Raw genomic sequence first — 23983 nt, forward strand, 5'->3', positions numbered from 1 at the left:
TGATCCCTCATGCTGGACAACCCCGCCCCGCCGGACCGGCTGGCGCTGCGCGCATGCCGGCTCTTCGAGACCTCCGATGCCGAGGAGGCGCGGGAGCGCATCTCCCGCGTCATGCAGCCCCACGCGCTCCGGCTGGAGAGAGGGGCGGAGAGGGCGGCGCCGCGCTTCCACATGGATTTCCTGCGGCTGCGCGGGGTGGGGCTGGGCACCATCGCCTTCGGCCCGGCCCGCATCGAGGTGCCGCCGCTGGACGGCTACCACCTTGTCCTCCTCTGCCTCTCCGGCGGGGCGGTGCTGCGGGCGGGCGGGGCGGAGCTGTCGGTGGGGCCGGAGGCCGGGGCGCTCTGCCCGGCGGGGCAGCCCTTCAGCGGGCGCTTCTCGGCGGATTGCGAGCAGCTGATCCTGCGGATCGACCGGGAGAGATTGCTCGCCTTCACGGGCGGGCGGTTGGGACGGCTGGCGGCGCGGCTGGACCTGCGTAGCGCGCGGCTGCGGCCCTGGCTCTCCGTGCTGCGCGGGCTGGCGGGGGATGCCGCGGCGGTGCGGCTGTCCGGAGAGGATCCGGCGGTTGCGGCGGATTACGAGCAATTGCTGCTGCGCCTGCTTCTGGCCGGGCAGGAGGAGGCGGCGCCCGCGCGGGACGCGGTGCGCCCGGCCGCCCTGCGCCGCGCCCTGGCCTGCGTGGAGGCGCGCGCGGCGGAACCGCTCACCCTCGCCGACATCGCCGCGGCCGCCGGCGTGCCGGAGCGGACGCTGCACGAGGCCTTCCGCCGGCACCTCGGCACCACGCCGCTGCGGCACCTGCGCGACCTGCGGCTGGACCGGGCGTGGGCGCGGCTGCGCGCGGGCGGGGAGGGGGTGACGGAGGCGGCCATGGCGGTGGGCTTCACCCATCTCGGCCGCTTCGCCGGGGATTACGCGGCGCGCTTCGGGGAGAGGCCCTCGGAGACGCGGCGGCGGGGGTAGTCAGGCCGGCGGGCGCAGGATCGTCTCGAAGGCGTGCTCGGCGGCGACGAGGCGGGCGGGCGGGGTGCGCGGCGCCGGGTCGTCGGGGACGAGGCCGCCGAGCCGGCTTCCATGGGCGGCGACCGCCTCCCGCTTCGTCTCCTGCGGGATGGGCAGGCGCCAGCCATCCTGCGGCGCGCCGGGCGGCGGCGCGTAGCAAAGATGGGCGACGCCGCTGCCCGCGGCCACTGCCGCCGCGATCCGGTGGGCGGCGGTGCGGGCGGCGCCGGTTGGCCAGGGGGCGAGGATGAGGTTGCAGTCCCGCGCCCACATGACGAGGGCGATGCCGCGCACTGCTCCCTCGAAGACCGGGCCCTCCGTCGGCAGGGGGCCGTCGATCAGCCCGGCCATCAACAGGCGGTCGGCGCGCAGGCCCAGCCGGCGCACCGCTGCCCGCGTCTCCCTCTCCCGGATCGCGGCGATGCGGTCCGGCGGGAAGAGGTTGGAGCCAGGGTGCGAGGCGCTGCCGTCCTGCAGCACCATGACGAAGGGCGGGCGGCCGCGGCGGCAGGATTCCGCGATGAAGCCGCCGCAGTCCAGGCTCTCGTCGCCGGGCTGCAGGGCGAGGACGAGGGCGTTCTCCCCGCCCGTGATCTCCAGCAGGCCGGCGAGGGGCGGGGCGGGGTCCGTCATGCCGGGATTGAAGGGCAAGGGGCGTGCCGGGCGGAAGGGGCGCTGCGGCCGGCGGACAGGGATTGCGGCGGGCGGATAGTGGCCCGGCGCGTGCTTCTGGCAGGCTGGTTCCGGCAGGTTGTGCCGCAGGACGGAGGAGCCGAGATGGACCAGCATCCCCACGACGCCGCGCCGCCGCCCGAGGGGGCGCCGCTCGCGAGCTTCCCGCGCGAGGACGGGTCCCGCGTGCCCTACAAGGTGTTCAGCAGCGCCGAGATCTACGCGCTGGAGCAGGAGCGGATCTATCGCGGCCCCACCTGGAACTTCCTGGGGCTGGAGGCGGAGATCCCGAGGCCCGGCGACTACAAGAGCACCTATGTCGGCGACACCCCCGTGGTGATGACGCGGGCGGAGGACGGGACACTGGCCGCCTGGGTGAACCGCTGCGCCCACCGGGGCGCGGTGGTGTGCCGCCTGCCGCGCGGCAACGCGCTGTCCCACTCCTGCGTCTATCACCAGTGGAGCTTCGGCACGAAGGGCAACCTGCAGGGCGTGCCCTTCCGGCGCGGCCAGAAGGACGCGACGGGGATGCCGAAGGACTTCGACCCCAAGCGCCACAACCTGCGCCAGCTGCGGGTGGAGAGCTATCGCGGCCTGGTCTTCGCCACCTTCTCCGACACGGTGGAGGCGCTGGAGGCATATATCGGGCCGGAGATGCGGCCCTATGTGGACCGGGTGTTCCACAAGCCCGTGGTCTATCTCGGCTGCACCCGGCAGTTCTCGGACAGCAACTGGAAGCTCTACATCGAGAACGTGAAGGACCCCTACCACGCCAGCCTGCTGCACCTGTTCCACACCACCTTCAACATCTTCCGCGTGGGCATGAGGGCGCGCTGCATCCCGGATGCCAAGGCGGGGATGCACAGCGTGATCTTCGTGATGAAGAACGAGGAGGATAACGGCGCCGACTACAAGGCGCAGGGCATCCGATCCTACGACGAGGGGTTCCGGCTGGAGGATGACAGCATCCTGGCGCTGGAAAAGGAGTACGAGGAGGTGGCGACGAACCAGATCCAGCCGATCTTCCCGCAGCTTGTCATCCAGCAGATCCACAACACGCTGGTGGCGCGGCAGATCCTGCCCAAGGGGCCGGACCATTTCGAGCTGGTCTTCCACTTCTTCGGGTACGAGGACGATACGCCGGAGATGCGCAAGCTGCGGATCAAGCAGGCGAACCTGGTGGGGCCGGCGGGCTACATCTCCATGGAGGACACGGAGGCGACGGAGCTGGTGCAGCGCGGCACCGCCCGCGACCCGGAGCTGACCTCCGTCATCGACATGTCGCGCGACGCGCCGGAGCGGCGGGACACGCTGATCTCCGAGCAGCTGATCCGCGAGTTCTGGAAGGGGTATCGGACGCTGATGGGCTTCGACGTGGCGGCGCGGATCGCCGAATGAGCGAGAGGCTGATGATCCGCCTGGAGCTGATGGAGCTGCAGGACCGCTACGTGGCGGCGATCGACAATGACCGCATCGAGGAGTGGCCGGGCTTCTTCACGGAGAACTGCCTCTACGAGATCGTCTCCCGCGAGAACGAGGAGGCGGGGCTGCCGGCGCCGCTGATCCATTGCGACAGCGCGGGCATGATCCGGGACCGCGTGTTGTCCCTGCGCCACGCCAACATCTACGAGAAGCCGGCCTATCGCCACATGCTCTCCGGCATGGAGTGGCGGGAGGAGGGTGGGGAGTACGCCGTCACCACGAGCTACGTGGTGGTGAACACCTCCATTGAGGGGGAGAGCACGATCTACCAGGCCGGGCGCTACCTGGACCGCGTGGTGCGGACGGAGGGCGGCCTGCGCTTCCGCGAGAAGCGCTGCATCTACGACACGCTGCGGGTGCAGACGCTGCTCGCCTTTCCGATCTGAGGCCCAACCCGAGGACTGACATGGCTGAATGGCACGATGCCGCCGCGGCGGAGGCGGTGGTGGAGGACGAGGTTCTGGGCTGCGTGGTGGCCGGGCAGCCCGTGGCGCTGTTCCGGTTGGAGGGGGAGGTCCACGCCCTCCATGACCAGTGCTCCCACGGCTACGCCAAGCTGTCGGACGGTTTCGTGGAGGATGGCTGCGTGGAGTGCCCGCTGCACCAGGGGCTGGTCGATATCCGCACGGGCGAACCGCGCACCGCCCCGATCACCGAGGGCGTGCGCAGCTACCCCGCGCGCGAGGTGAACGGCCGGGTGGAGGTGGAGATCTAGCGCGGGCGGGGCAGCATGGCGGGCCAGCCGCGGCGCCGGTGGCGGCCCGCCGCGCGGCCCCGTACCGGCCGGAGGGCGCATCGCGGGGCCGCCACGACACGGCGGGGTGGCGGAAGGGCATCGGGCGCTCACCAATCCGTGAACAGCTGCGGGCGGAACGTCATCGTCCCGCCACCGATCCTGCCGTGTCGCGGCGCCCGCCTTGCTTGCTGAACGGGGTGCCCCCCGGTAGGCTCTGTCAGGGATTCCTGGGTGTTCCGCACTAGGTCGGGAAGGATCGGCTCGATGGTTCAGGTTCTGGACTGCACGTTTCGCGACGGAGGGTACTACACGTCGTGGGACTTCGACCCCGGCCTGGTGAACACCTATCTGAACAGCGTCTCGCGCCTGCCGATCGACCATGTCGAGGTGGGCTACGTGAACGACCGCCTGCCCGGCTACTACGGCGAGTACTTCTTCCTGACGGCCGACAAGCTGACGGCGCTGAAGGCGCGGCTGCGGCCGGACCAGAAGCTGCTGGTGATGATCGACGCCAAGGCGGTGGAGCCGGAGCGGGTGCCGGCGCTGTTCGGCCCGCTGGCGGACATCCTCGACATGGTGCGGATCGCCTGCGCCCCCTCGCAGCTGCCCCACGGCCTGTCGCTCGCGCGGGAGCTGAAGAAGCTCGGGCTGCAGGTCGGCTTCAACGTGATGTACCTGTCCACCTTCAAGGACAACCTCGACCACATCCGCCTGGCGATCGAGAGCCCGGACGCCTACGACGCGCTCTCCCTCGTGGACTCCTACGGCGGCGTGACACCGGGTGAGGTGACGCGGCTCTTCAAGGAGCTGCGGGCGCGGATGCCGGACTTCACCATCGGCTTCCACGGGCACGACAACATGTGCCTCGCCTTCGCCAACACCCTGGCCGCGATCGAGGCCGGGGCGGACGTGGTGGACGGCACCTTCACCGGCATGGGCCGCGGCGCGGGCAATGCCCGCACGGAGACGGTGTTGATCCAGCTGGCCCGGGAAGGGCTGAACGCCCCCCTGGACCACCAGGCGCTGTCCGCCGTGGTCGCGCCCTTCGAGGTGATGCAGCGCGAGCAGGGCTGGGGCACGAACCTGCCCTACATGATCTCCGGCGCGAACAACCTGCCGCAGAAGGACGTGATGGATTGGCTGGCGAAGAACCGCTACTCCGTCATGTCCATCGTCCAGGCGCTGCAGCGCCAGGGCGGGCAGGAGGTGGACCGGACCGTCTTCCCGGATGTCGCCACCCTCGGCATGAAGGCCGGGGACGTGCTGCTGGTGGGCGGCGGCCCCTCCGTGAAGCGCCACGCGGATGCGATCGCGCGGCTGGTCTCGCAGCATGACCCGGCGGTGATCTTCTCCTCCGCCCGGCACCTCGACCTCGCCTCGCGGATCGGCGGGCGGCAGCTCCTCTGCCTGCCCGGGCACGACGCCTTCCGCGCGCCGCCGGAGGCGCTGGAGCGCGTGGCGGCCGTGGTGATCCCCGCCCCGCCGCGCGTGCCGGGCTGCCTGCCGGAAGGGCTGGCGCTGCACGTGGTGCAGGCCCAGTCCTACGACACGGATGAGGGGCATTTCGGCCCCGTCTCGGACAACTCGCCGCTGGCGCTGGCGCTGGGCACCGCGCTCGGGCTCGGGGCGAAGCGCTGCTTCCTCGTCGGCTTCGACGGCTACGACACGGCCTCCGCGGCCGAGCAGGAGCTCTCCCGCGAGGTGCAGGCCGTGCTCGACTCCTTCGCGGCGCATCCGGCGGGGGTGGCGCTCTCCAGCCTCACCCCCACGCGCTACCGGGTGAGGCAGGGATCCATCCACGGGCTGATCGCGGAAGTCGCCTGACGCCCGAGGGAGACCCGTGGCCGTGAAGCAACCCGCCGCCGTCGTCTTCGACTGCGACGGCGTCCTCCTCGTCTCCAACACGCTGAAGGCGGCGGTGTTCCGGGAGGCGCTGGGGGAGCACGGCTTCCACCCCGAGGACATCGCCCGCTTCTCCCGCTATCAGGTCGCGAATTTCGGCACCTCCCGCTACCGGCTGTTCGAGGCCTTCCTGGGGTGGGAGGACCTGAAGAGCCGCCCGGAGTCGGCCGACCGGGACGCCCTGGTGGGCTCCTACGCCCGGCTGCTGCGCGGGCGCTACGCGCGCTGCGCCTCCACCCCCGGCATGCGCGGCGTGCTGGACGGGCTGACGACGCGGGGCATCCCGCTCTTCGTCGTCTCCGGCTCCGACGAGGCGGAGCTGCGGGATGTCTTCGCGGAGCGGGGGCTGGCCGGGCTGTTCCGCTCCATCCACGGCTCCCCGGCCACCAAGACGGAGAACCTGCACCTCGTCGCGCGGGAAATGGGGCGGGAGCCGCCGCTGGGCAACGTCTGGTTCATCGGCGACGCGGAGGCGGACCTGAAGGCCGCCGATGCCGTGGGCGCGCGCTTCGCCTATGCCGACCACTTCTCCACCGCCAAGCCGCGGATGCGGGCCCTGGCCGCGGAGCGCGGCTTCCCCGTGATCCGGGACCTGCGCGGCCTGCCCGCGCTTCTCGACGCCTGAACAGGGAATCCATGCCCGTCACTGCCTTCCTTCCCTGCCGCGCCGGCAGCCAGCGCGTGCCGCACAAGAACACGCGCCCCTTCGCCGACCGGAAGGACGGGCTGCTCGGCATCAAGCTGGCCCAGCTGCTGAACTGCGACGCGATCGATACCGTCCTCCTCTCGACCAACGATCCGGAGGTGGAGGCGATCGCGGCCCCGGTGGTGGCGCGCGCGGGTGGCAAGCTGCGGATGGACCGGCGGCCGGACCACCTCTGCTCCTCCGCCACCAGCACGGACGAGGTGATCGCCTATCTCCCCTCCGTCATCCCGGAGGGCGACGTGCTCTGGACCCATGTGACGAGCCCGTTCTTCGGCGCGGCGGACTACGCGGCCGCCATCGACGCCTACCGCGCCGCGCGGGCGGCGGGCACGCATGACAGCCTGATGGGCGTGACGGAGCTGCGGACCTTCATCTGGGACGCGAAGGGCTCCGTGAACTACGACCGCACGGCGGAGAAATGGCCGCGCACGCAGACGCTGGCGCCGCTCTACGAGGTGAACAGCGCGATCTTCATCGCCGACGCCGAGACCTACCGCGCGCGCGGCGACCGCATCGGCGCCGCGCCGCTGCTGCACATCATCCCGAAGGACAGGACCGTGGACGTGGACTGGGAGGAAGACTTCGCGATCGCCGCCGAGCTGTGGCGGCTGCGGGGCGGGGAGGGTTAGCACCATGGCCTATATCTTCGTGTGCACGCCCACCTCGGGCACCGCCTCCATGCTGCGCATCCTCCAGGCGATCGGGGGCAAGGCCCTGAAGCTGCGGGCGGCGAACGGCCCGGCCTCGCTGGAGCCGCGCGACGGTGCAACCTATCTGAATGCGGCGGAGCCGAACCTCCTCTACTGGTTCCGCGGCCCGCGGCACTGGGACACGGCGCTGGACGTCTCGGCCTTCAAGGTCATCGCCCACTCCCGCGATCCCCGGGACCTGGCGTGCAACCAGTACTGGTGGGCCCTGCAGCACCCCAACACGCACGACGCGCCGGAGGTGGCGGAAGCCAAGCGCCGCAAGGTGGAGGAGGAGGGGATCGATCGCTACGTGATGGGCCGCAACAACGTGGGCAGCTACAACATGCTGCGCGGGCTGTCGGACGGGCCCAACGGCGATCAGGTCACCTGGACCTCCTACAACCAGCTCTGCTGCGCCTTCGACTACATGATGGACAATCTCTGCCAAGCCTTCGGGCGCGCGCCGTCGGAGGTGGCGGAGGCCCTGCGGATGGAGCGGCCGGAGAACCTGTTCAACAACCCGGACTGGGTGAAGGTGGGCGGCACCTGGAAGGGATCGGACGTGATGCCCGGCCGCTTCCGCCACGACCTGAAGCCGGAGACGGCGCAGGCGCTGACGGCGAAGCTGGCGCCGGAGCTGACGTTCTGCGCGCGGCGCGACGCGCCCTTCATGGGGCACCACTATCTCTGACCCGCGCGGGTCGGGATGAGAGAGGAGGCTGGCCCCAGGGGCCGGGACGGATGATGGCTCAGCGACCCGACGAACTACCCGATGAGCGTCCCGGGCGCGCCGCGGGCGAGCCGCGGCGGATCGCCGTTCTCCTCCGCTCCCACCTGAAGGGATCGGCCAAGGCGATGGAGCTGGCGGCCCAGCTCTCCGCCGTGCCGGAGTGGGACGTGTACTTCGCCGCGGACGAGACGAACGGAGAGCTGGACGTCTCGCCCTACCGCAAGGTGCCGCACTCCGTGGACGCCTGCCGCGCCATCGGCCTCCTCATGGACCGGCCGCGCGCCATGGCCTACCTCGGCGACTACCCGTTCTACGCCACCTTCCCCGCGATCCCCGACTACGACTTCTACCTGATGATCGAGTACGACGTGGGGCTTGCGGAGAAGGGGGGCGACTACTTCCACCGGCTGGCGGCGGCGCTGCGCTCCCCGGAGATGGCCGACCTCGACCTCGTCGGGACGAACCACCGCCGCCTGGCGCCGGGCCGCGACCCGCGGCCGCACCGCTTCGCGCAGGCCTGGAAGAGCATCTTCCCGATCATCGGCCTCTCGCGCCGTGCGATCAGGCACCTCTACGCGGAGCGGCTGCGCGAGGTGACGCAGCCGCCGCTGAGCGACGGGTCGCAGAACGTCTACTGCGAGTACTTCGTCCCCTCCGCCATGGAGGCGGCGGGCCGCTTCCGCTGCCTGCCGCTGAACGAGGTGGTGCCGGGCAGCGTGGACAAGGTCTCCTTCAACACGCGGGAGAGCCGCGTGCTCCACCACGAGGGGCGGCTGCCCATCGCCTCCGCGCTGCTGCACCCCGTGCTCGACTTCCCGCAATACGCCCGCAAGACCGCGCACATCGCGATCAAGACCGGGCGCATCCCCGCCTTCCGCGAGGACCTCGACTATTTCCGGCGCTATGGCTACGACGCCGCCGTGCTGGCGGAGACCGAGGCCAGGCTGGACCAAGCCGAGGCGCGGGCGACGAAGGCCGCCTGAGGCGGCCCGCGCCCGATCCGGCATCAAGGAGACAGAGACAATGGCGGCAGAGACCGCGCTGATCGTGGGCGCCGGCTTCGCCGGTGCCGTCTACGGGCGCACCCTGGCGGAGGCGGGCTGGACGGTTCGCGTGATCGACCGCCGGACGCACATCGCCGGCAACGCCTATGACGAAGTGGATGGCAACGGCATGCGGGTGCACCGCTACGGCCCCCACCTGTTCCACACGAACAACGACGCCGTGGTGGAGTGGATCCGGCAGTTTGGGGAGTTCGTGCCCTACGAGCACCGGGTGCGCGCCCTGCTGCCGGACGGGCGGCTGGTGCCGCTGCCCGTGAACGCGGAGACGGTGGAGGCCGTGCTGCACCGCGACCTGCCGGACGAGGCGGCGATGCAGGCGGCCCTGGCCGAGGCGGCGCTGCCGATCGAGAACCCGCAGAACGCGGCGGAGCACCTCAACTCCAAGATCGGGCGCGAGCTGACCGACCTCTTCTTCCGCCCCTACACGAAGAAGATGTGGGGGCTGGACCTGGAGGAGATGGACGCCTCCGTCGTGAAGCGCATCCCCCTGCGGACGGACCGCGAGGACCGCTACTTCCCCGGCGACCGGCACCAGATCATGCCGCGCGACGGCTACACCGCGATCTTCCGCTCCATCTTCGACCACCCGAACATCCGCGTGGAGACCGGCGTCTCCTACGAGAAGGGGATGGAGGACGCGTACACCCACTGCTTCAACAGCATGGCGATCGACGAGTACTTCGACCGCTCCCTGGGCGAGCTTCCCTACCGGTCCATCCGCTTCCACAACCGCACGGTGGAGGGCGAGCCGCCCGCCGGCATGAACTGGACCGTCACGAACTACACGGACACCGGCCCCTTCACCCGCGAGACGCACTGGGACCTGCTGCCCCACCACCGCGCGGAGAGCACCGGCCGCCGCACCGTGACGGTGGAGGAGCCTTGCGACTACCGCGACAACAACGAGGAGCGGTACTACCCCGTCAAGACCTCGGACGGGCGCTACCAGGAGAAGTACAAGGAGTACGCGGCCCTGGCGGCGAAGCTGGAGCGGATGAGCTTCATCGGCCGCTGCGGCACCTACCAGTACCTGGACATGGATCAGGTCATCAACCAGTCGCTGATGGGTGTGCGGCGCTTCCTGGCGGAGCGCCAGGGCTGAGGGCGCAAGGGGCCGGCCGGACCTGCTCTTGCGGTTCCAGGCCGTCCGGCCGGCCCCTGGCGAAGATTAAACAACCTAAAGTTGTGCCGTTCGATGGGCGGTTGTTAGGCTCAGGCTCCGGAACAGGGAGGCTGGGCATGGTGGCCGACAACGCACCGACGGCGGTCGATCCGGCGGCCGAGCTGGAAGCGCTGCTCGCGCCGATCTATCGCAGGCGGGGCGACTTCGACCTGGACCGCCTCGCGGCATTCGCTGCCGGCCTGGACTCGGCGAACTACGCAACCTCCCACATGGCCGATGCGAAGCGCTGCCGGAGCAAGCGGGCCCTCCTCAACGAGGCCGCGGCAAAGGCGACCCTGCCCGGCCTGGTCCTGGAATTCGGGGTCTTCTCGGGACGGTCCATCAACCACATCGCCGAGCTCTTCCCCGGCCCGGTCTACGGCTTCGACAGCTTCGAGGGCCTGCCGGAGAACTGGGGGCGGTTCCGCAAGGGACATTTCGCGACCGCCCTGCCAGCCGTGGCGGAGAACGTCGAGCTCGTCGTGGGATGGTTCAACGAGACGCTGCCGGGCTTCCTGCGGGAGCACCCCGGCGACATCCGGCTGCTCCATGTCGACTGCGACCTCTACTCCTCCACGAGGACGATCTTCGATGAGTGCCGTGACCGCATCCGGGCGGGCACCGTGATCGTCTTCGACGAGTACTTCAACTACCCGGGTTGGCGCGATCACGAGTTTAGGGCGTTCCAGGAGTTCGTCGCCGAGGCCGGCCTGAACTACGAGTATTTCGGCCTGACCCCGCAGGGGCAGCAGGTCGGCGCCGTGATCACCGGCTAAGCGCCCCGCGGCGGCCGGCGCCCCCCCCCCCCGCACCGCGCTGCGCGGGGCGTTTGCTCGCCGCGTTACCCCGATGCTCCTGCCGATCCCGCATCCGGTGCTTGAACCGCCCCATCCTCTCCCCCACGAATAGGGTGGGGGCGATGGGCCGTGCCTGGCCCCGTACCGCAGAACGGGAAGAGCGCTTGTCCGCCCCAGACATGCTGTCCGCCGTCAACCGCTTCGGCCTCGGCGCCGCGCCCGGCGAGCTCGCCCGCGCGCGGCCCGATCCCCGCGGCTACGTCGCCGCCCAGATCGCCACCGCCCCCGCGCCGCCCGCACTGCCGGAGACGGTCCCCGCCGATACCGCCGCCGGCCTTTTCCTGCTGACCGAGCGACGGCGGATCCTCAACGAGCGCAACGCCCTCGTGCGGCGCGGCGAGCCCGATCCCGGCACCCCTTTTACCCGCCCGGGCGCCGTCGCCGCGCAGGAGCTGGCGCTGCTTCTCTCCACCGCCGCCGAGACGCGGGCGCCGCTGGCGGAGCGACTGGCCCTGCACTGGTCGGACCATTTCACGACCTCGGGCGGGTTCACCGGCTTCCTCGCCGGCAGCATGGAGCGCGAGGCCATCCGGCCGCACATGCTCGGGAACTTCCGGGACATGCTGGTCGGGGTCACGCTGCACCCGGCGATGCTCTTCTACCTCGACAACCGGAACTCGGTGGGACCGAACTCGGCCCTCAACCGGGCCTCCCGGCGACCGCGCGGCCTGAACGAGAATCTCGGGCGCGAGGTGCTGGAGCTGCACACGCTCGGCGTGGACGGCGGCTACACGCAGGAGGACGTGATCGCCCTCGCCAGGATCCTCACGGGCTGGAGTATCGACCTGGGCGAGCCGCCGAGGCGCCCGGAGCGGGTGGGCTTCTTCCCGGATCGCCACGAGCCCGGCCCGAAGACCCTCCTCGGCAAGACCTACGAGACGGACGGCCCTGGCCAGATCGTCGCCGCCCTCTCGGACCTGGCCCGCCATCCGGCCACGGCCCGGCACGTCACGCGCCGCTTGGTCCGCCATTTCGTCGGAGAAGGGCTTCCGGCCCTGGAGGCGCGGATGGCCGAGGTGTACCGGCGCACGGACGGCGATCTCCGCGCCGTCACCCGCGCCCTCGTCTCGGACGACGAGGCCTGGGGCCCGCCGCGCAAGGTGCGGCCGCCGGTTGAGCTGCTCCTCGCCGCCGCACGCCTCTTCGGCGGCCTGCCGCGCCAGCCCGACCCCGGCCGCGCCCTTCAGGCGATGGGGCAGCCCTTCTGGGGGGCGCCGGCCCCGAAGGGATGGCCGGCGGAGAACGATGCCTGGGCCGCGCCGGACGCGATCAAGACCCGGCTGGACTGGGCCTCGGAGCTCTCCGCCCGCCTGCCGCCGGGCACCGATGCCCGCGCCGTCCTCGAGACCGCTCTCGGGTCCGCCGCCAGCGCGGAGACCCGGCGGGCGGTGGAGCGGGCGGCGGATGGCCGGCAGGCCATCACGCTCCTGCTGCTCTCACCGGAATTCCAGCGCCGCTGATCGGCCCGGGCCGGGTTGTCGGCCGCCATACCGCACGGCAACCGCCCTAGACGGAAAAGGGGGGAGAGCCTCTCCCCCCTCCCGACCAGCAGAGCGACGGCGGCCCTACCGGAAGACCCGCGCCGAGAGCGCCGTCTGGTAGATCAGCTGCAGCACGTCTCGCGCGATCTGGAAGGCCTTCGGGTCCAGGCGCGGCAGGGCGATCAGCTCGTCGCCCGGGCGTGGCCCCACCTGCGGGTCCAGCACCAGCTCGCCGCTCGGGCGGCGGATCATGATGTTGGAGAGATTGCCGCGCTGGGTGAAGCCGCCGGCCTGGCCGACATAGTCTTCCACCGTCAGGTTGGGGCGCCACAGGATCGCCTGGGGCGCCGTCACCTCGCCGGCCACCAGCACCACCTCGCTGCGCTCGGGGATGACGACGGTGTCGCCGTCCATCAGCCGGGTGTCGGAGCAGCGGCCGGAGCCGTCGGAGACGACGAGCCGCCCCTCCGGCTGGATGCGCCGCGCGCGGGAGATGTACTGGGTGACCAGCCCGGCCTCCGCCGTGCGGATCTCCGCCACGCCCGTCGTGACGGAGGTGGCGGTGAAGAGCTGCCGCTCCAGCCGGTCCAGCGTCTCGTCGATGGTGCGCTTCTGCTGGGAAGCGACGCTCGGGCGCAGGAGGAAGACGGAGGCGGTGTCCGCCATCGTCGGGTTCACCGCCACGTGGTCCAGCAGCTGGCACAGCCCGATGTCGCGGTCCGCGATGAGGACGGAGGGGCCGATGCGGCTGCCCTCGATGCTGACGCGGATGGTCTGCGGCGGCGCGTCGGTGATGAAGCTCACCACGTCCTGGTCCAGCAGGGGGATGCGGCGCAGCTCCGTCACGGTGGTGTAGCGGGACCAGGGCGCGCCGTTGCGGGTACCGCGCACCACCACGTTCGTGGCGGCGGGCAGCGGGGCGGAGAGCTGGATCAGCTCCTCGCCCTGCATGGCGCGGCCGGGTACCTCGAAGAGGTAGTTGTTGCGCACCGCGCCGTCGACGCTGACGAGCGCGCCCTGCTTGTTGACGACGATGGTGTCGCCTTCCTGGAACAGGAAGCGGGTGAGGCGGCCGGCGAGCAGGAAGGGGTAGAGGTCCACGGTCTGCACCGTGCGGCCGCCGCGCTGGATCTCGATGTTGCGGAAGGACCCGCGGGCGGGGTCCACGCCGCCGGCGCGCAGCAGGTAGTCCAGCACGCTCTCCATCCCCGTGCCGACCTGCCGGCCGGGGCTCCGCACGTAGCCGGTGACGAAGACGCCGATGCGGTTCACCCCCAGCAGCACGGCGTAGACCTGCACCTGCTGGGTGTAGATCCGCCGCACCTCGGTCTCGACCACCCGCTGCAGGTCGCCCGCGCGGGTGCCGGCGATCCGGATCGGGCCGATGGAGGGCAGGAAGAGGTTGCCGTCGGCGTCCACCTGCCCGATCGCCTCGGATTCCACCGCACCCCAGACGCGGACGGAAACGCGGTCCCCGATGCCGATGACGTAGTTGGGGTTGGGCGTGTCGGCCGCCGCCGGGGCGCCGCGGGCGAAGAGGGCCGCGCCGAAGACGGCGGTGGCCGGCCCGGGGGCGCGCTGCGGCTCGCCCAGGGGCCCGGCCACCACCGCGCCGCCCTCGGCCGCCGTCGTCGTGCCCTGGCGGGCGGTGAAGTTCGTGTCCGGCAGCAGCGTGTTCGCCTGCACGGGCGCGGCCTGGGCCAGCACGGGCCCCAGGCGGCCGGGGACGGGCTGCTGCAGGGGCCCGCCCGGGGACTGCGCCGGCGCGGCGCCGGAGAACAGGCCGAGCAGGGCCAGGGCGAGGACGCACCCGCGCATGGCGCGGTGTTCAGGCTGCATGTTCACGGAATCCGGCGAGGATCAGGGAGGCGATGCCATAGACCACGCAGAGCACGGCGAAAACGCTGATCACGGCGTAGGCGGCCTTGGGATAGAGGGCGGTTTCCGCCACATGCGGCTGCGTGATCCGCGCGAGGTAGAGCTGCTGGCGCGCCACGTCGATGCGGGCGGTCTCCAGGCTGCCGACGGCGGAGGCGAACTGCTTGTCGGCGAATTCCCGCTCCAGCATCAGCCGCTCGTAGCCGGCCAGCTGGGTGGGGGCGGCCTGGTTGCCCGTGGTCAGACGCTGCCGCTCGTTGGCGATCTGCCCCTCGAGCGCGGAGATGCGGTTGCGGACCACCGCCACTTGGGGATTGTCCGCCCGCATGAAGCCGCTCTTCTCCCGCAGCTCGGCGCGGGCCTGGGCGAGGGCGGCCTCCATCTGGGTCACCGTCGTCATGTTGGCGGTCGCCTCGCTGGCCGGGTCGAGGGCGCGGCCCTGCTGGCGGAAGCTGGTCACCGCCTCCATGGCGGCGGCCACGCGGCGCTCCGCGATGTCCACCTCCCGCTGGGCGTCCTGCAGCGTGTTGCCGCGCTGCCGCTCGCTCAGCCGGTTCACCAGATCCTCCGAGGCGCGGAGCAGCCCCTCGGCCACGGCCTGGGAATCCTCCGCCCGGAAGGTCCGGACATGAAGTGTCACGCTGCTGGACTCGAGGTCGTACTCCGCCGTGACCATCCGCTTGTAGTAGCGGGTCAGCGCCTCGATGCTGGGGTTCTCACGGAGCTGCGCGACGGCGTCCGCCTCCGGCCGGCGCCAGATAGCGATGAGGTCCACGGTCTTCCGCACCTCGCGCACTGCGTCCTCCGAGTTGACGTAGTCGCGCACCGCCATTGCTTCCTCCTGCGCCGGCTTGAAGCCGGCCCCCCCGAGGGCCGCGCCGAGCGCGCCGATGGAGCCGGGGCTGCCGCTTGCGGAGCCACGGACGAGGAAGCGGGCCTCGCTGACGTACTGCCCGGCCGCGAAGCCGTAGAAGTAGATGGCGGTGAGGAGGGTCGGCAGGATCACGGCCAGCAGGAAGCCGCGCCACTTCCGCAGCGTCTTGCCCAGGGCGGAGGGGCGCCGGGCCGGGACGGACACGCCGGCCGTGGCCTGCGGCCCGGCCTCAAAGGCTTTGATAGACGGCGATACCTTCATCGATGTCCTCATACAGCTCGAGTAGGCCGTTCCGGAGCACGACGGCGGTGCGGCAATATTGCCTGATGTGGTCGGCGAAATGCGAGACCATCAGGAGCGAGGCGTTGCCCAGGCGGTCCTCCAGCATCGTCTGGCACCGCTGGACGAAGCGCTGGTCGCCGGCGGAGATGATCTCGTCCACCAGGTAGCAGTCGAACTTCACGGCGAAGGACAGGCCCATCAGCAGGCGGCCCATCATGCCGGCGGAGTAGGTCTTCACCGGCTCGTGGAAGTACTGCCCGATCTCGGAGAAGGCCTGCACGAAGTCGAGCGTCTCCTTCACGTCCTGGCCGTAGATGCGGGCGATGAAGCGGGCATTGTCCGCCCCCGAGAGGCTGGCCTGGAGGCCGAAGCCGGAGCCGAGCGGCCAGGAGACGGACATCTCCCGCCGCACGCGGCCGATGGTGGGCGATTCCACGCCGGAGATCACCCGCATGAGGGTGGACTTGCCCGCGCCGTTGCGGCCGAGGATGCCCACGGCATCCCCGCGCTCCACGACGGCGTTGATGCCCTTCAGGATGTCCCGGCGCCCGCCGCGGACAGGGTAGGACTTCCAGACGTTCTCAAGGATCAGGGCCATGGGTGGCGCATCCCCGATCAGAAGATCTCAAGCTTGCGCCGGGCGGTCCGGAGCGAGAGCAGGCCGAGCAGGTTGACGACGAGGATGCACCGGCCGACGTAGTTGAGATCGTAGTAGGAGGGGAAGGCATCCCCGAACACGCCCTCGCGGATGCCCTCGTGCAGGCTGACCATCGGGTTCCACAGCAGGATTTCCCGGAAATGCGCGGGCAGCCAGTGAAGGGCGTAGAAGGCGCCCGAGAGCGGCATCGCGAGATAGGTGAGGGGGTGGACCAGCCGGTCCGTCGTCTCCCAGCGCGCCACCATCGCGGCCACGCACATCGCGATACCGTTGCAGAGCATGAACATGAGGAGAAGGCAGAAGAAGACGAGGGCGGGGTTCGCCGGCCAGACGCTCGCCAGCCAGGCGCCGCCCGTCAGGACGATGAGGATCACGCCGGTGACGGAGACGGCCTCCAGCAGGTTGCGGGCCAGCAGCACGTCCGCCGGCGTCACCTGGCGGTGGAAAAGGAGAGTGAGGTTGGCGTGCAGCGCGCTGCCCGCCCGGTTGATGATGGCGCGGAACATGAAGAAGGGCACGTAGCCGACGAGGCTGAAGAGGAAGGGATTGACCCCGCCCGGGATCGATCGCCCGTGTGCCGCGTGCAGCAGCCCGACCATGAGGCCGAGGAAGAGCGGCTCGAAGAACAGCCAGAGGAAACCGACGTTGTTGCGGCCGAAGCGCGTCTGCATCTCGCGCATGACGAGGGCGCCGATCACGCGGAGCTGGGTGGCGAAGCCCTCGATGATCCAGTGGCCCCGCTCCCGCCGGGCCGGCGGCGTGGGAACGAAGCCGATGTCGCTCACGGCCGGTAGACCGCTCCGCCGCGCAGGAGGGGGCGCGCCGCGACCCAGCCCTGGGCCGGGTCGTTGCAGTAGGTGGCGCCGGGCGCGCCGCCGGGAACGCCGGCGGAGCCGAACTGCACCTCGCGGCACTCGCGGCCGGAGGCGGCGTTGTACACGCGGGTGAGGCGGGCGGTGGTGACGCCCCCGCTGCCGGAGACGGTCTCGGCCTGGCCTTCCTGGGCGCGGGCGGCGAAGGCGGCGATGGGATCGGCCGCCCGCACCGGCAGCACCACCCCCGTGGCCGGCGGGGGCGAGGTGGGCGCGGGCGCGAGGCCGATGGGGTTCCACCAGTTGCCCTGGCCCGGATCCGCCGTGCAGGCGGCCAGGGGGGCGGCCAGCGGCGACAGGACGGCGAGAAGCAGGGTGGCGCGGCGCGTGGCCGGCGGCTGGGATCGGGCCGGAACGGGCCTTGCGGTCGCCCCGGACGGCTCCGTGGCTGCCCCGCTGGGCATGGCGTGCGTCATGAGCTCAGTCTAGCCTATCGCGGCGCAGCAGGCAAAACATCCCACGATGGTCCAGGCCCGATTCGCCGAGCCGCCGCTCGCCTTTCCGCCCGCGCTCCTCGCCCGCTGGCCGCACCTGCCCGCGTTCTGGCCGGAGCGCGAAGCGGTGCCGCACGGCACGCCCGGCGCCCTCGCCGTGGCGGAGGAGGGCGGCGCCGCCACGGCCGGTGCCGCGCTGCCCTTCTCCCTCGCCCCCTTCGCGCCGCCGCGCTTCGCCGGCCGCAGCGCGCCGCCCCTGCTGCTGGCCGAGGGCGCCCCGCCCCTGGCGGAGGGCGAGGCTGAGGCCCTGGCCGCGCTGATCGCGCGCGGGCGGATCGGCGGCCCGCCCGGCCTGCCGGACCCGGGGGCGGCCGCCTTCGCCCTGGAGGCGCGGGCGGCGGCGCTGGTGCTGGACCCCTGCGACCCCGCCCGCGCGGGGGCGGCGCGGGCGGCCCTGGCCGCCGCGCGCGCCTCCGGCCTCCCCCTGCTCGTCGCGCGCCACCCCTTCGCGGACCGCGCCGCCGCGCCCGTGCTGGGGGGCATCGCGGGGGCCTGGACCCTGCCGCAGCCCCTCTCGCCCTGGACGCTGCTGGACGCGGCGGCGCGGCTGCACGGCGCCGACCCCCACACCGCGGCGCTGGCCGAGGCCGCCGGGGTGCCGCACGACCTGGCCGGGGCGCGGCTGCCGCCCTTGCTAGCCCGGCTGCGCGCCGCCGACCCCTTCCGCCGCCGCCCCTGGAGCCGGGCGGAGGGCTTGGCGCTGCTGGCGGACTGGGCGGCGGCCGAACGGTCCAACCGGGGCGTCTCCGCCTGCACCGGGATCGCGCGCTGGAAGCGGCGGCAGGTGGCCGCGCTGCTGGCGCATGAGGGCGGCGCGCCGGCCTTCGAGCCCAGCGCCGCCCGCGCCGCCGAACGCGCCCTCGCGGAGGGCGGCGCGGTGGTTGCCTGGGCGGCTTCTCTACCGGACGCGGAGGCGGCCGCGATCCGGCGCGGCGGGGTGCAACTGCGACTGCTGGAGGACGGCTTCATCCGCTCCCGCGGGCTCGGGGCGCGCTTCCTGCCCGGTGCCTCCTACAGCCTCGACGCGCGCGGCGCCTATTACGACCCGCGCCAGCCCTCCTCCCTGGAGGCGATCCTGGCGGAGGGGGACTTCCCGCCGGCGCTGCTGGCCCGCGCCGCCGCACTGCGGGCGGCGGTCGTGGCGCGCGGCATCTCCAAGTACAACCTGCGGACCGAGGCGGCCCTCCCGGCGGTCCCGGAGGGCCGGCGCGCGGTGCTGGTGCCCGGGCAGGTGGAGGACGACGCCTCCGTCCGCCTCGGCGGCGGCGCTATCCGCTCCAACCTCGACCTGCTGCGGGCCGTGCGGGCGGCGGAGCCGGAGGCGTTCATCCTCTACAAGCCCCACCCCGACCTGGAGGCGGGGTTCCGCCGGGGGCGCCTGCGGGCGGCGGACCTGGCCGGGCTGGCGGACGCCGTGGTGGGCGGCGTGCCCCTGCCCGCGCTGCTGCCGACGGTGGACGCGCTCCACACTCTCACCTCCCTCTCCGGCTTCGAGGCGCTGCTGCGCGGGGTGTCCGTGACATGCTGGGGCCAGCCCTTCTACGCCGGCTGGGGGCTGACGGAGGACCGTGCCCCCCTGCCACCCGGGCGGCGCGGCGCGGCGCGCACCCTGGACGAGCTGGTGGCCGCCGCCCTTATCCTCTACCCGCGCTACCTGGACCCGGTGACGCTGCTGCCCTGCCCCCCGGAGGTGATGCTGGACCGGCTGGACGAGCCGGAGGCCTGGCGCGTCTCCCCCCTGACCATTCACCGCGGCATCGAGGGCTTCGTCCGCGGGTTGCTGTCCCGGATCGGCGGCAGGCGCTAGCAGGCCTCGCGCGGCCCGCGACGCCCGGGTGCCCGGCCCGGCGGTCCCGCGCCGTCACCGCCGCCGGCCGCTGTTCGGTAGGGGTGCCAGGGGCGAAGCGGCGGTGGTTGCATCACCGCCGCTGCCGACCCGGGTCCCTGCCGCAAGTCGTTCCGGCAGGGGCTGAGCACCCGCCCTGGACATTCCTGCGGGCGCTACCCGGCCGTCAATCGTGCGCTCGTGTAACGATGCAAATAAGAAACGAATTGGCTCGCGGCAAAAGTCGTGACTTTTTACATCCGCCGGCGGTCACGCCATCGTGTGACTGTAAAGAACTGACTCCATTGGGAATTTTTCATGGCACGGGCGTTGCTGTTGATCCTGTCGCTACCCCGTAACCCATCGACAGGAATGTTCAGCATGATCAAGCGCCTGCTCCTCGCGGCCGTCCTCGCGGCCGCCACCACCGGGATCGCCGCCGCGGCGCCGATCACCGGCTCCTTCTCCCTCGCGTCCTTCAGCGGCAGCTACGTCGGCGGCTCGCAGACCGCCGCGACGGCCACGGGGCTCGACTTCGGCGCCGCCTTCGGCGCGTCCGGGAATGGCTACGGCACCAACGGCACCGCCCTCGTCGGGAACGCCACCGGCAGCTTCGTGTCGCTGGACGGCACGCTCGCGAGCATCGCCGACCTCTCGCTCGGCGCGAACAACGTCGCGAACCCCTACACCTCCAACCCCTTCATCAGCTTCGGCTCCAACAGCTCCATCGTCCTCAGCTTCGTGGACGCGCTCTTCACCCGTTCCCCGCTCGGCACGAGCGTGACGGTCTCCGGCTCCGCCGCCTTCACCAACGGTGTTCCCGCCGACGCCAGCACCGGGCGCTTCTCGCTGGCGACGAGCTCGCAGGGCGGCATGGCGAACAGCGTTCAGTTCACCTTCACGAGCAACGCCAGCACCGTCGCGGTGCCGGAGCCGATGTCGCTCACCCTGCTCGGCACGGGCCTGCTCGGCCTGGGCCTGATCCGGCGGTGGAAGCGGGCCTGAGCCCGCCCTCCACGCGCCGCCACCCGCGGGCCCTCTTCCCCCGCGGCTGACGGCGCCGTGCGGCAGGGGCGGGGGAGCATGCTCCCCCGCCCACCCGGGGTGAACGGGCCCTTGTCCAAGTCAGAACAGGACGGCGGGCGAATCCACTACGGGCTGGTTGATCAGGCCGTGGTGCAGCCGCTGCGCCGCGGCCTCCACGGCCGCGTCCAGGCCGGGGCGCGCGTAGTACACGCCCCGCAGGTGAAGGCAGTGGGCGATGCCCCGCAGGAAGGCCTCCCGCAACTCCGGCTCCGGCGGGCGCCCCTCGGCCCAGAAGCTGTCCAGCGGGCCGCCATGGACCAGGCCCGGGATCTTGTAGATCGCGTCGCCCAGCGCGTGGGTGGGTAGGTGGTCCAGGATGGCGCGCAGGCCGACGGTGCTGTTGATCGTCACCACGCCCTGCACGCTCTCGGTGATGGCGCCGAGGCTGCCGCCGCCGAGGTAGTGGACCCGGTCCGGCACCTTCGCCCGCTCCGCGATGCGCCGCACCCGCCGGCGCCAGTTCTTCATCGCGGGGTCCAGCGGGTGGACCTTGACGAGGAGCTGCGCCTCCGGCGGCGCGTGGGCGGCGAAGGACCGCGTCACCTCCTCGATCGCCGTGTCGAGGTCGGGGTAGGCGGAGTAGGCGCGGACGGAGAAGTCCGTCTCCATCTGCATGGCCATGAGGAAGAGCGGCCCGCGCCCCTGCAGCCGCGACAGGATGCCGTTCGCCTCCCGGTTCGCGCGGCGTCGCGTAAGAATCCTGGACAGGGTGCCGAGATAGACCTGGATGGGGTGGTAGATCTGGTGGCTGCGGTAGCGCGGGAAGAAGCCCGGCAGCAGGGAGATGAGGTTGTAGGCCACGTCCAGCGCGGCCTGGTTGCGGAAGCTGTCGCGGTAGCGCTCGCCGATGTCGGGCGGGGGCAGGGTCTCCGCCAGGGCGATGATGGCGGCGGGGTCGCGGGGGAAGCGACTCTCCCGGTTCATCCCCTCCGCCTCGAAGGTGATCCAGTCCGGGCGGAGGTAGCCGAAATCGGTCGCCACCACGGCGATGCCGCGCGCCCGGGCCGCCGCGATGGCCTCCCGGTGGTAGAAGCGCTGCTCCCCGAGGAGGAGGATGTCGGTGATGCCGCGCTCCTCCAGGAAGCGCGCGATGAAGGCCGGCCAGTCCTCCGGCCGCCCCCGGTAGTCCAGCGCCCCGCCGCCGCGCCAGAAGAGCTTGTCGCCGAGGCAGAGGTTGATCCGGTGCACGCCGTGGCCGAGCGCGCGGAGCCGCGCGCCGAGCATGGGGAAGAAAGGACTGATCGGGCCCTGCAGGAACAGGAACTGCCGCCGATTCCCGGTGTTCGTCATGGCCTCGGGCACGCCCGATCCATATGCAGCCCCGCCCGGCGGCGCAATGGCATGGGTTTGGAAGGCGGGGTTGCGCGGCGGGGGCGGGGGACCTCCGCGGGCAGGCTCAGGCCCTGATCCGCAGGGCCGCGCGGATGTCGGACAGGTCCAGCAGGCGCACCCCGCGCTGCCGCGCGGTGCGCAGGGCCGCGCGATCCGGGAAGGGCCGGTAGGGCAGGGGCGCCCCGGCGGGCGTTTCCGCTGCCGTGCCGGCCGCGAGGGCGGCGAGCACCTCACCGGCCAGGGGCACCGCCGCCCGGTGCAGCCGCCGCGCGGCCTCGGAGGCGGTGATGCCGGCCGGCAGGGCGACCTCGCGCTGCGCCAGGACCGCCCCGGCATCGATCCGCGGCACGAGGCGGTGGATCGTGACGCCGTGGGCCGGCTCAGCCTCCATTTCCGCCCAGAAGGTCGGGATCGGGCCGCGGTGCCGGGGCAGCAGGGAGGGATGGACGTTGATCCCGCCCCCCGGGGCCAGGGCGATGGTGTCGGCGGAGAGGATGCCGTCGAAGTGGAAGGTCAGGATCAGGTCCGGCCGGGCGGCGCGCAGCGCGGCGTGGAAGGCGGGGCCGTTCACGTCCTCCACGGCGGCCACGGGGATGCCCCGCGCCCGCGCCCGCGCCGCAAGGGACCCTGCGCCCCGCGCCAGCGCGGTGGCGAAGCGCGGCAGGGCCATGTTCACCACGAGATAGGCGAGCAGCCGCGGCCCGGAGCGCCGGAGATGCCGCCAGCCCTGGCCCAGCACGCCGCCGACCGCGCGCCGATAAGGGTTGGAAAGGCCGAGCAGGACCACGGCGTCGCCATGGGCATCCAGGAACCTGGCGACGGCCTCGCTGCTCGCCGCGCTGCCGAGGGTGAGAAGGGCAACGCGGAGAGGGGCCGTCAGCCCGCCACCTCGGCCGGTGCGACGCCCGCTGCCGTCTCCGCCACGATGTCGAGGGTGCGGTCGATCTGCGCCTCGGTGTGCGCGGCGGTGAGGAAGAAGCGCAGCCGCGCGGCGCGCTCCGGCACGGCGGGGAAGGTGATGGGCTGCACGTTCACCCCGCGCTCGAACAGCTCGGCGGAGAGGCGGCCGGCGCGGACGGAGGAGCCGGTCATCAGCGGCACGATGGCGTGCCCGGCGGAGGCCCCGGCATCCAGCCCGCGCGCCCGCAACCCGTCCCGGAAGCGGGCGGCGTTGGCGTTGAGCTTCGCGACCCGCCAGGGCTCCTCGTGCAGGATGCTGAGGGATTGCAGGGCGGAGGCCGCGAGGACCGGCGCGAGGCCGACGGAGTAGACGAAGCCCGGCGCCGTGTGCCGCAGCCAGTTGATCAGCTGCCGCCGCGCCGCGACGTAGCCGCCGCAGGAGCAGAGCGTCTTGGAGAGCGTGCCCATCCAGATGTCCACGCCCGCCGGGTCCACGCCCTGCAGCTCCGCGATGCCGTGGCCGGTGGCGCCGAGCACGCCCATGGAGTGCGCCTCGTCCACCATCAGCCAGGCGTCGTGACGGCGGGCGATCTCGATGAAGCGGGCGAGGTCGGGCACGTCCCCGTCCATGGAGTAGTGGCCCTCGACGAGGATCAGGGCCCGGCCGGCGCCGCGGCGCGCGGCGGCCAGCTCCCGCTCCGCCGCCGCCGCGTCGTTATGCGCGAAGGCGATGCGGCGGGCGCCGGAGAGGCGGGCGCCCTCCACGCAGGAATTGTGGATCATCGCGTCGTGCAGGATCACGTCGCGCGGGCCCATCAGGTGGCCGATCACCGTCACGTTCGTGGCGTGGCCGGAGACGAGGGTGATTGCGTCCTCCGCCCCGTAATGCGCGGCCAGCGCGCCCTCCAGCTCTGCGTGCAGCGGCCGCTCCCCCGAGACGACGCGGGAAGCGGAGGCGGAGACGCCGTGGCGCTCGATCGCGGCGTGGGCCGCGGCCTTCACGCGCGGATCGTCGTTCAGCCCGAGATAGTTGTAGGAGGAGAAGTTCAGGTACTCCTCGTTCCCGATCGTCGTGGTGGCGCCGGCCACGCCCTGGTGCGGGCGGAAGAAGGGGTTGGGAAGGTCGAGCGCCTCCATCGCCGTCTTCAGCAGCTCGAAGTCGCGCAGCCCCGGCACGTCGCTGAAGGAGCGGCCGTCGCCGGCGCCGCTCTCCTCCTGCCGCGCACGGCGCTTGGACAGGCGGTTCAGCAGCGCCAGGCGCGCGGTGGCGGAGAGGCCGAGACCCTGGTTCAAGCG

At 72.2% G+C, this 23983-nt stretch carries 23 protein-coding genes; 14 read left to right on the plus strand and 9 right to left on the minus strand.

The genetic code is table 11. From position 1 onward, the window contains the following. The first annotated feature begins 9 nt into the window (after positions 1–9). A complete protein-coding gene (locus VQH23_RS13040) occupies positions 10–966 on the plus strand; it encodes an AraC family transcriptional regulator (protein ID WP_338661164.1) in 957 nt (318 codons plus the stop codon). Here the strand turns inward: VQH23_RS13040 and VQH23_RS13045 are convergent, their stop codons facing one another. Beyond that, on the minus strand, positions 967–1794 hold the full coding sequence (locus VQH23_RS13045) for a PIG-L family deacetylase (RefSeq protein WP_338661165.1): 828 nt from the start codon (positions 1792–1794) through the stop codon (positions 967–969). On the opposite strand from VQH23_RS13045, the gene andAc reads away from it, so the two are divergent. From andAc to VQH23_RS13100, 11 genes are all read left to right on the plus strand, one after another. Continuing rightward, complete coding sequence (gene andAc / locus VQH23_RS13050; RefSeq protein WP_338661166.1) at positions 1783–3075, plus strand: anthranilate 1,2-dioxygenase large subunit AndAc; 1293 nt, start codon at positions 1783–1785, stop codon at positions 3073–3075. The genes VQH23_RS13045 and andAc overlap by 12 nt on opposite strands. After that, the gene (gene andAd, locus VQH23_RS13055) at positions 3072–3545 is read left to right on the plus strand and encodes an anthranilate 1,2-dioxygenase small subunit AndAd (RefSeq protein WP_338661167.1); all 474 of its coding nucleotides are present in this window, start codon (positions 3072–3074) and stop codon (positions 3543–3545) included. The genes andAc and andAd overlap by 4 nt, the downstream gene beginning before the upstream one ends. A gap of 20 nt (positions 3546–3565) precedes the next feature. Then, positions 3566–3874 (plus strand): anthranilate 1,2-dioxygenase ferredoxin subunit AndAb, encoded by a 309-nt coding sequence (andAb, locus tag VQH23_RS13060; protein WP_338661168.1) that lies wholly within the window; start codon positions 3566–3568, stop codon positions 3872–3874. Between the two features lie 285 nt (positions 3875–4159). After that, positions 4160–5719, plus strand: coding sequence for an aldolase catalytic domain-containing protein (locus VQH23_RS13065; RefSeq protein WP_338661169.1), 1560 nt, complete (start codon positions 4160–4162; stop codon positions 5717–5719). A gap of 22 nt (positions 5720–5741) precedes the next feature. Beyond that, positions 5742–6422, plus strand: coding sequence for an HAD family hydrolase (locus VQH23_RS13070; protein ID WP_338661170.1), 681 nt, complete (start codon positions 5742–5744; stop codon positions 6420–6422). An 11-nt stretch (positions 6423–6433) separates the two neighbouring features. Beyond that, the gene (locus tag VQH23_RS13075) at positions 6434–7132 is read left to right on the plus strand and encodes a cytidylyltransferase domain-containing protein (RefSeq protein WP_338661171.1); all 699 of its coding nucleotides are present in this window, start codon (positions 6434–6436) and stop codon (positions 7130–7132) included. Positions 7133–7136: 4 nt separating this feature from the next. Then, the gene (locus VQH23_RS13080) at positions 7137–7883 is read left to right on the plus strand and encodes a hypothetical protein (protein ID WP_338661172.1); all 747 of its coding nucleotides are present in this window, start codon (positions 7137–7139) and stop codon (positions 7881–7883) included. Positions 7884–7936: 53 nt separating this feature from the next. After that, positions 7937–8905: a hypothetical protein gene (locus tag VQH23_RS13085; RefSeq protein WP_338661173.1), complete on the plus strand. Its 969-nt coding sequence runs from the start codon at positions 7937–7939 to the stop codon at positions 8903–8905. Positions 8906–8945: 40 nt separating this feature from the next. Continuing rightward, positions 8946–10088, plus strand: coding sequence for a UDP-galactopyranose mutase (locus tag VQH23_RS13090; RefSeq protein WP_338661174.1), 1143 nt, complete (start codon positions 8946–8948; stop codon positions 10086–10088). Positions 10089–10225: 137 nt separating this feature from the next. After that, positions 10226–10924 (plus strand): class I SAM-dependent methyltransferase, encoded by a 699-nt coding sequence (locus VQH23_RS13095; protein WP_338661175.1) that lies wholly within the window; start codon positions 10226–10228, stop codon positions 10922–10924. Positions 10925–11109: 185 nt separating this feature from the next. Continuing rightward, positions 11110–12465, plus strand: a complete 1356-nt coding sequence (locus tag VQH23_RS13100; protein WP_338661176.1) for a DUF1800 domain-containing protein — start codon at positions 11110–11112, stop codon at positions 12463–12465. Between the two features lie 105 nt (positions 12466–12570). On the opposite strand, the gene VQH23_RS13105 is transcribed toward VQH23_RS13100, so the two are convergent. From VQH23_RS13105 to VQH23_RS13125, 5 genes are read right to left on the minus strand one after another with little or no spacing between them, the layout of a single operon-like run. After that, entirely contained in the window at positions 12571–14325 is a 1755-nt protein-coding gene (locus tag VQH23_RS13105; RefSeq protein ID WP_338661177.1) for a polysaccharide biosynthesis/export family protein, read from the minus strand. Next, positions 14315–15499, minus strand: coding sequence for a capsule biosynthesis protein (locus VQH23_RS13110; protein ID WP_338661178.1), 1185 nt, complete (start codon positions 15497–15499; stop codon positions 14315–14317). Before VQH23_RS13110 ends, VQH23_RS13105 begins: the two co-directional genes overlap by 11 nt. Next, positions 15468–16118 carry an ABC transporter ATP-binding protein gene (locus VQH23_RS13115; RefSeq protein WP_338661179.1) on the minus strand — a complete coding sequence of 217 codons (651 nt, stop codon included), beginning with the start codon at positions 16116–16118 and terminating at the stop codon, positions 15468–15470. The genes VQH23_RS13110 and VQH23_RS13115 overlap by 32 nt, the downstream gene beginning before the upstream one ends. Positions 16119–16135: 17 nt before the next feature. Continuing rightward, positions 16136–16963 (minus strand): ABC transporter permease, encoded by an 828-nt coding sequence (locus tag VQH23_RS13120; protein ID WP_338661180.1) that lies wholly within the window; start codon positions 16961–16963, stop codon positions 16136–16138. Then, on the minus strand, positions 16960–17466 hold the full coding sequence (locus VQH23_RS13125; RefSeq protein WP_338661181.1) for a hypothetical protein: 507 nt from the start codon (positions 17464–17466) through the stop codon (positions 16960–16962). The genes VQH23_RS13120 and VQH23_RS13125 overlap by 4 nt, the downstream gene beginning before the upstream one ends. Positions 17467–17512: 46 nt before the next feature. Between VQH23_RS13125 and VQH23_RS13130 the strand changes: the two genes are divergently transcribed. Together VQH23_RS13130 and VQH23_RS13135 are read left to right on the plus strand one after the other, a co-directional pair. Next, a complete protein-coding gene (locus tag VQH23_RS13130; RefSeq protein WP_338661182.1) occupies positions 17513–19351 on the plus strand; it encodes a hypothetical protein in 1839 nt (612 codons plus the stop codon). Between the two features lie 399 nt (positions 19352–19750). Further along, positions 19751–20374, plus strand: a complete 624-nt coding sequence (locus VQH23_RS13135; RefSeq protein WP_338661183.1) for a PEP-CTERM sorting domain-containing protein — start codon at positions 19751–19753, stop codon at positions 20372–20374. 120 nt (positions 20375–20494) lie between these two features. On the opposite strand, the gene VQH23_RS13140 is transcribed toward VQH23_RS13135, so the two are convergent. The 3 genes from VQH23_RS13140 to VQH23_RS13150 all read right to left on the minus strand — a co-directional run bounded on the left by VQH23_RS13140 (position 20495) and on the right by VQH23_RS13150 (position 23980). Beyond that, positions 20495–21757 (minus strand): capsular biosynthesis protein, encoded by a 1263-nt coding sequence (locus VQH23_RS13140; protein WP_338661184.1) that lies wholly within the window; start codon positions 21755–21757, stop codon positions 20495–20497. 94 nt (positions 21758–21851) lie between these two features. Then, a complete protein-coding gene (locus VQH23_RS13145; protein ID WP_338661185.1) occupies positions 21852–22574 on the minus strand; it encodes a formyltransferase family protein in 723 nt (240 codons plus the stop codon). A gap of 89 nt (positions 22575–22663) precedes the next feature. Further along, positions 22664–23980: an aminotransferase class I/II-fold pyridoxal phosphate-dependent enzyme gene (locus VQH23_RS13150; protein ID WP_338661186.1), complete on the minus strand. Its 1317-nt coding sequence runs from the start codon at positions 23978–23980 to the stop codon at positions 22664–22666. Positions 23981–23983 lie beyond the last annotated feature (3 nt).

This window comes from Pararoseomonas sp. SCSIO 73927, assembly GCF_037040815.1.
Classification (GTDB): Bacteria; Pseudomonadota; Alphaproteobacteria; order Acetobacterales; family Acetobacteraceae; genus Roseomonas.

Excerpts from the sequence above, each read along its gene's own strand:
- VQH23_RS13105 (WP_338661177.1), bottom strand. The coding sequence starts at position 14,325 with ATGCAGCCTGAACACCGCGCCATGCGCGGGTGCGTCCTCGCCCTGGCC.
- VQH23_RS13065 (WP_338661169.1), top strand. The coding sequence starts at position 4,160 with ATGGTTCAGGTTCTGGACTGCACGTTTCGCGACGGAGGGTACTACACG.
- andAc (WP_338661166.1), top strand. The coding sequence starts at position 1,783 with ATGGACCAGCATCCCCACGACGCCGCGCCGCCGCCCGAGGGGGCGCCG.
- VQH23_RS13090 (WP_338661174.1), top strand. The coding sequence starts at position 8,946 with ATGGCGGCAGAGACCGCGCTGATCGTGGGCGCCGGCTTCGCCGGTGCC.
- VQH23_RS13130 (WP_338661182.1), top strand. The coding sequence starts at position 17,513 with ATGGTCCAGGCCCGATTCGCCGAGCCGCCGCTCGCCTTTCCGCCCGCG.
- VQH23_RS13080 (WP_338661172.1), top strand. The coding sequence starts at position 7,137 with ATGGCCTATATCTTCGTGTGCACGCCCACCTCGGGCACCGCCTCCATG.
- VQH23_RS13095 (WP_338661175.1), top strand. The coding sequence starts at position 10,226 with ATGGTGGCCGACAACGCACCGACGGCGGTCGATCCGGCGGCCGAGCTG.
- andAb (WP_338661168.1), top strand. The coding sequence starts at position 3,566 with ATGGCTGAATGGCACGATGCCGCCGCGGCGGAGGCGGTGGTGGAGGAC.
- VQH23_RS13110 (WP_338661178.1), bottom strand. The coding sequence starts at position 15,499 with ATGAAGGTATCGCCGTCTATCAAAGCCTTTGAGGCCGGGCCGCAGGCC.
- VQH23_RS13040 (WP_338661164.1), top strand. The coding sequence starts at position 10 with ATGCTGGACAACCCCGCCCCGCCGGACCGGCTGGCGCTGCGCGCATGC.
- VQH23_RS13085 (WP_338661173.1), top strand. The coding sequence starts at position 7,937 with ATGGCTCAGCGACCCGACGAACTACCCGATGAGCGTCCCGGGCGCGCC.
- VQH23_RS13135 (WP_338661183.1), top strand. The coding sequence starts at position 19,751 with ATGATCAAGCGCCTGCTCCTCGCGGCCGTCCTCGCGGCCGCCACCACC.
- andAd (WP_338661167.1), top strand. The coding sequence starts at position 3,072 with ATGAGCGAGAGGCTGATGATCCGCCTGGAGCTGATGGAGCTGCAGGAC.
- VQH23_RS13125 (WP_338661181.1), bottom strand. The coding sequence starts at position 17,466 with ATGACGCACGCCATGCCCAGCGGGGCAGCCACGGAGCCGTCCGGGGCG.
- VQH23_RS13115 (WP_338661179.1), bottom strand. The coding sequence starts at position 16,118 with ATGGCCCTGATCCTTGAGAACGTCTGGAAGTCCTACCCTGTCCGCGGC.
- VQH23_RS13045 (WP_338661165.1), bottom strand. The coding sequence starts at position 1,794 with ATGCTGGTCCATCTCGGCTCCTCCGTCCTGCGGCACAACCTGCCGGAA.
- VQH23_RS13075 (WP_338661171.1), top strand. The coding sequence starts at position 6,434 with ATGCCCGTCACTGCCTTCCTTCCCTGCCGCGCCGGCAGCCAGCGCGTG.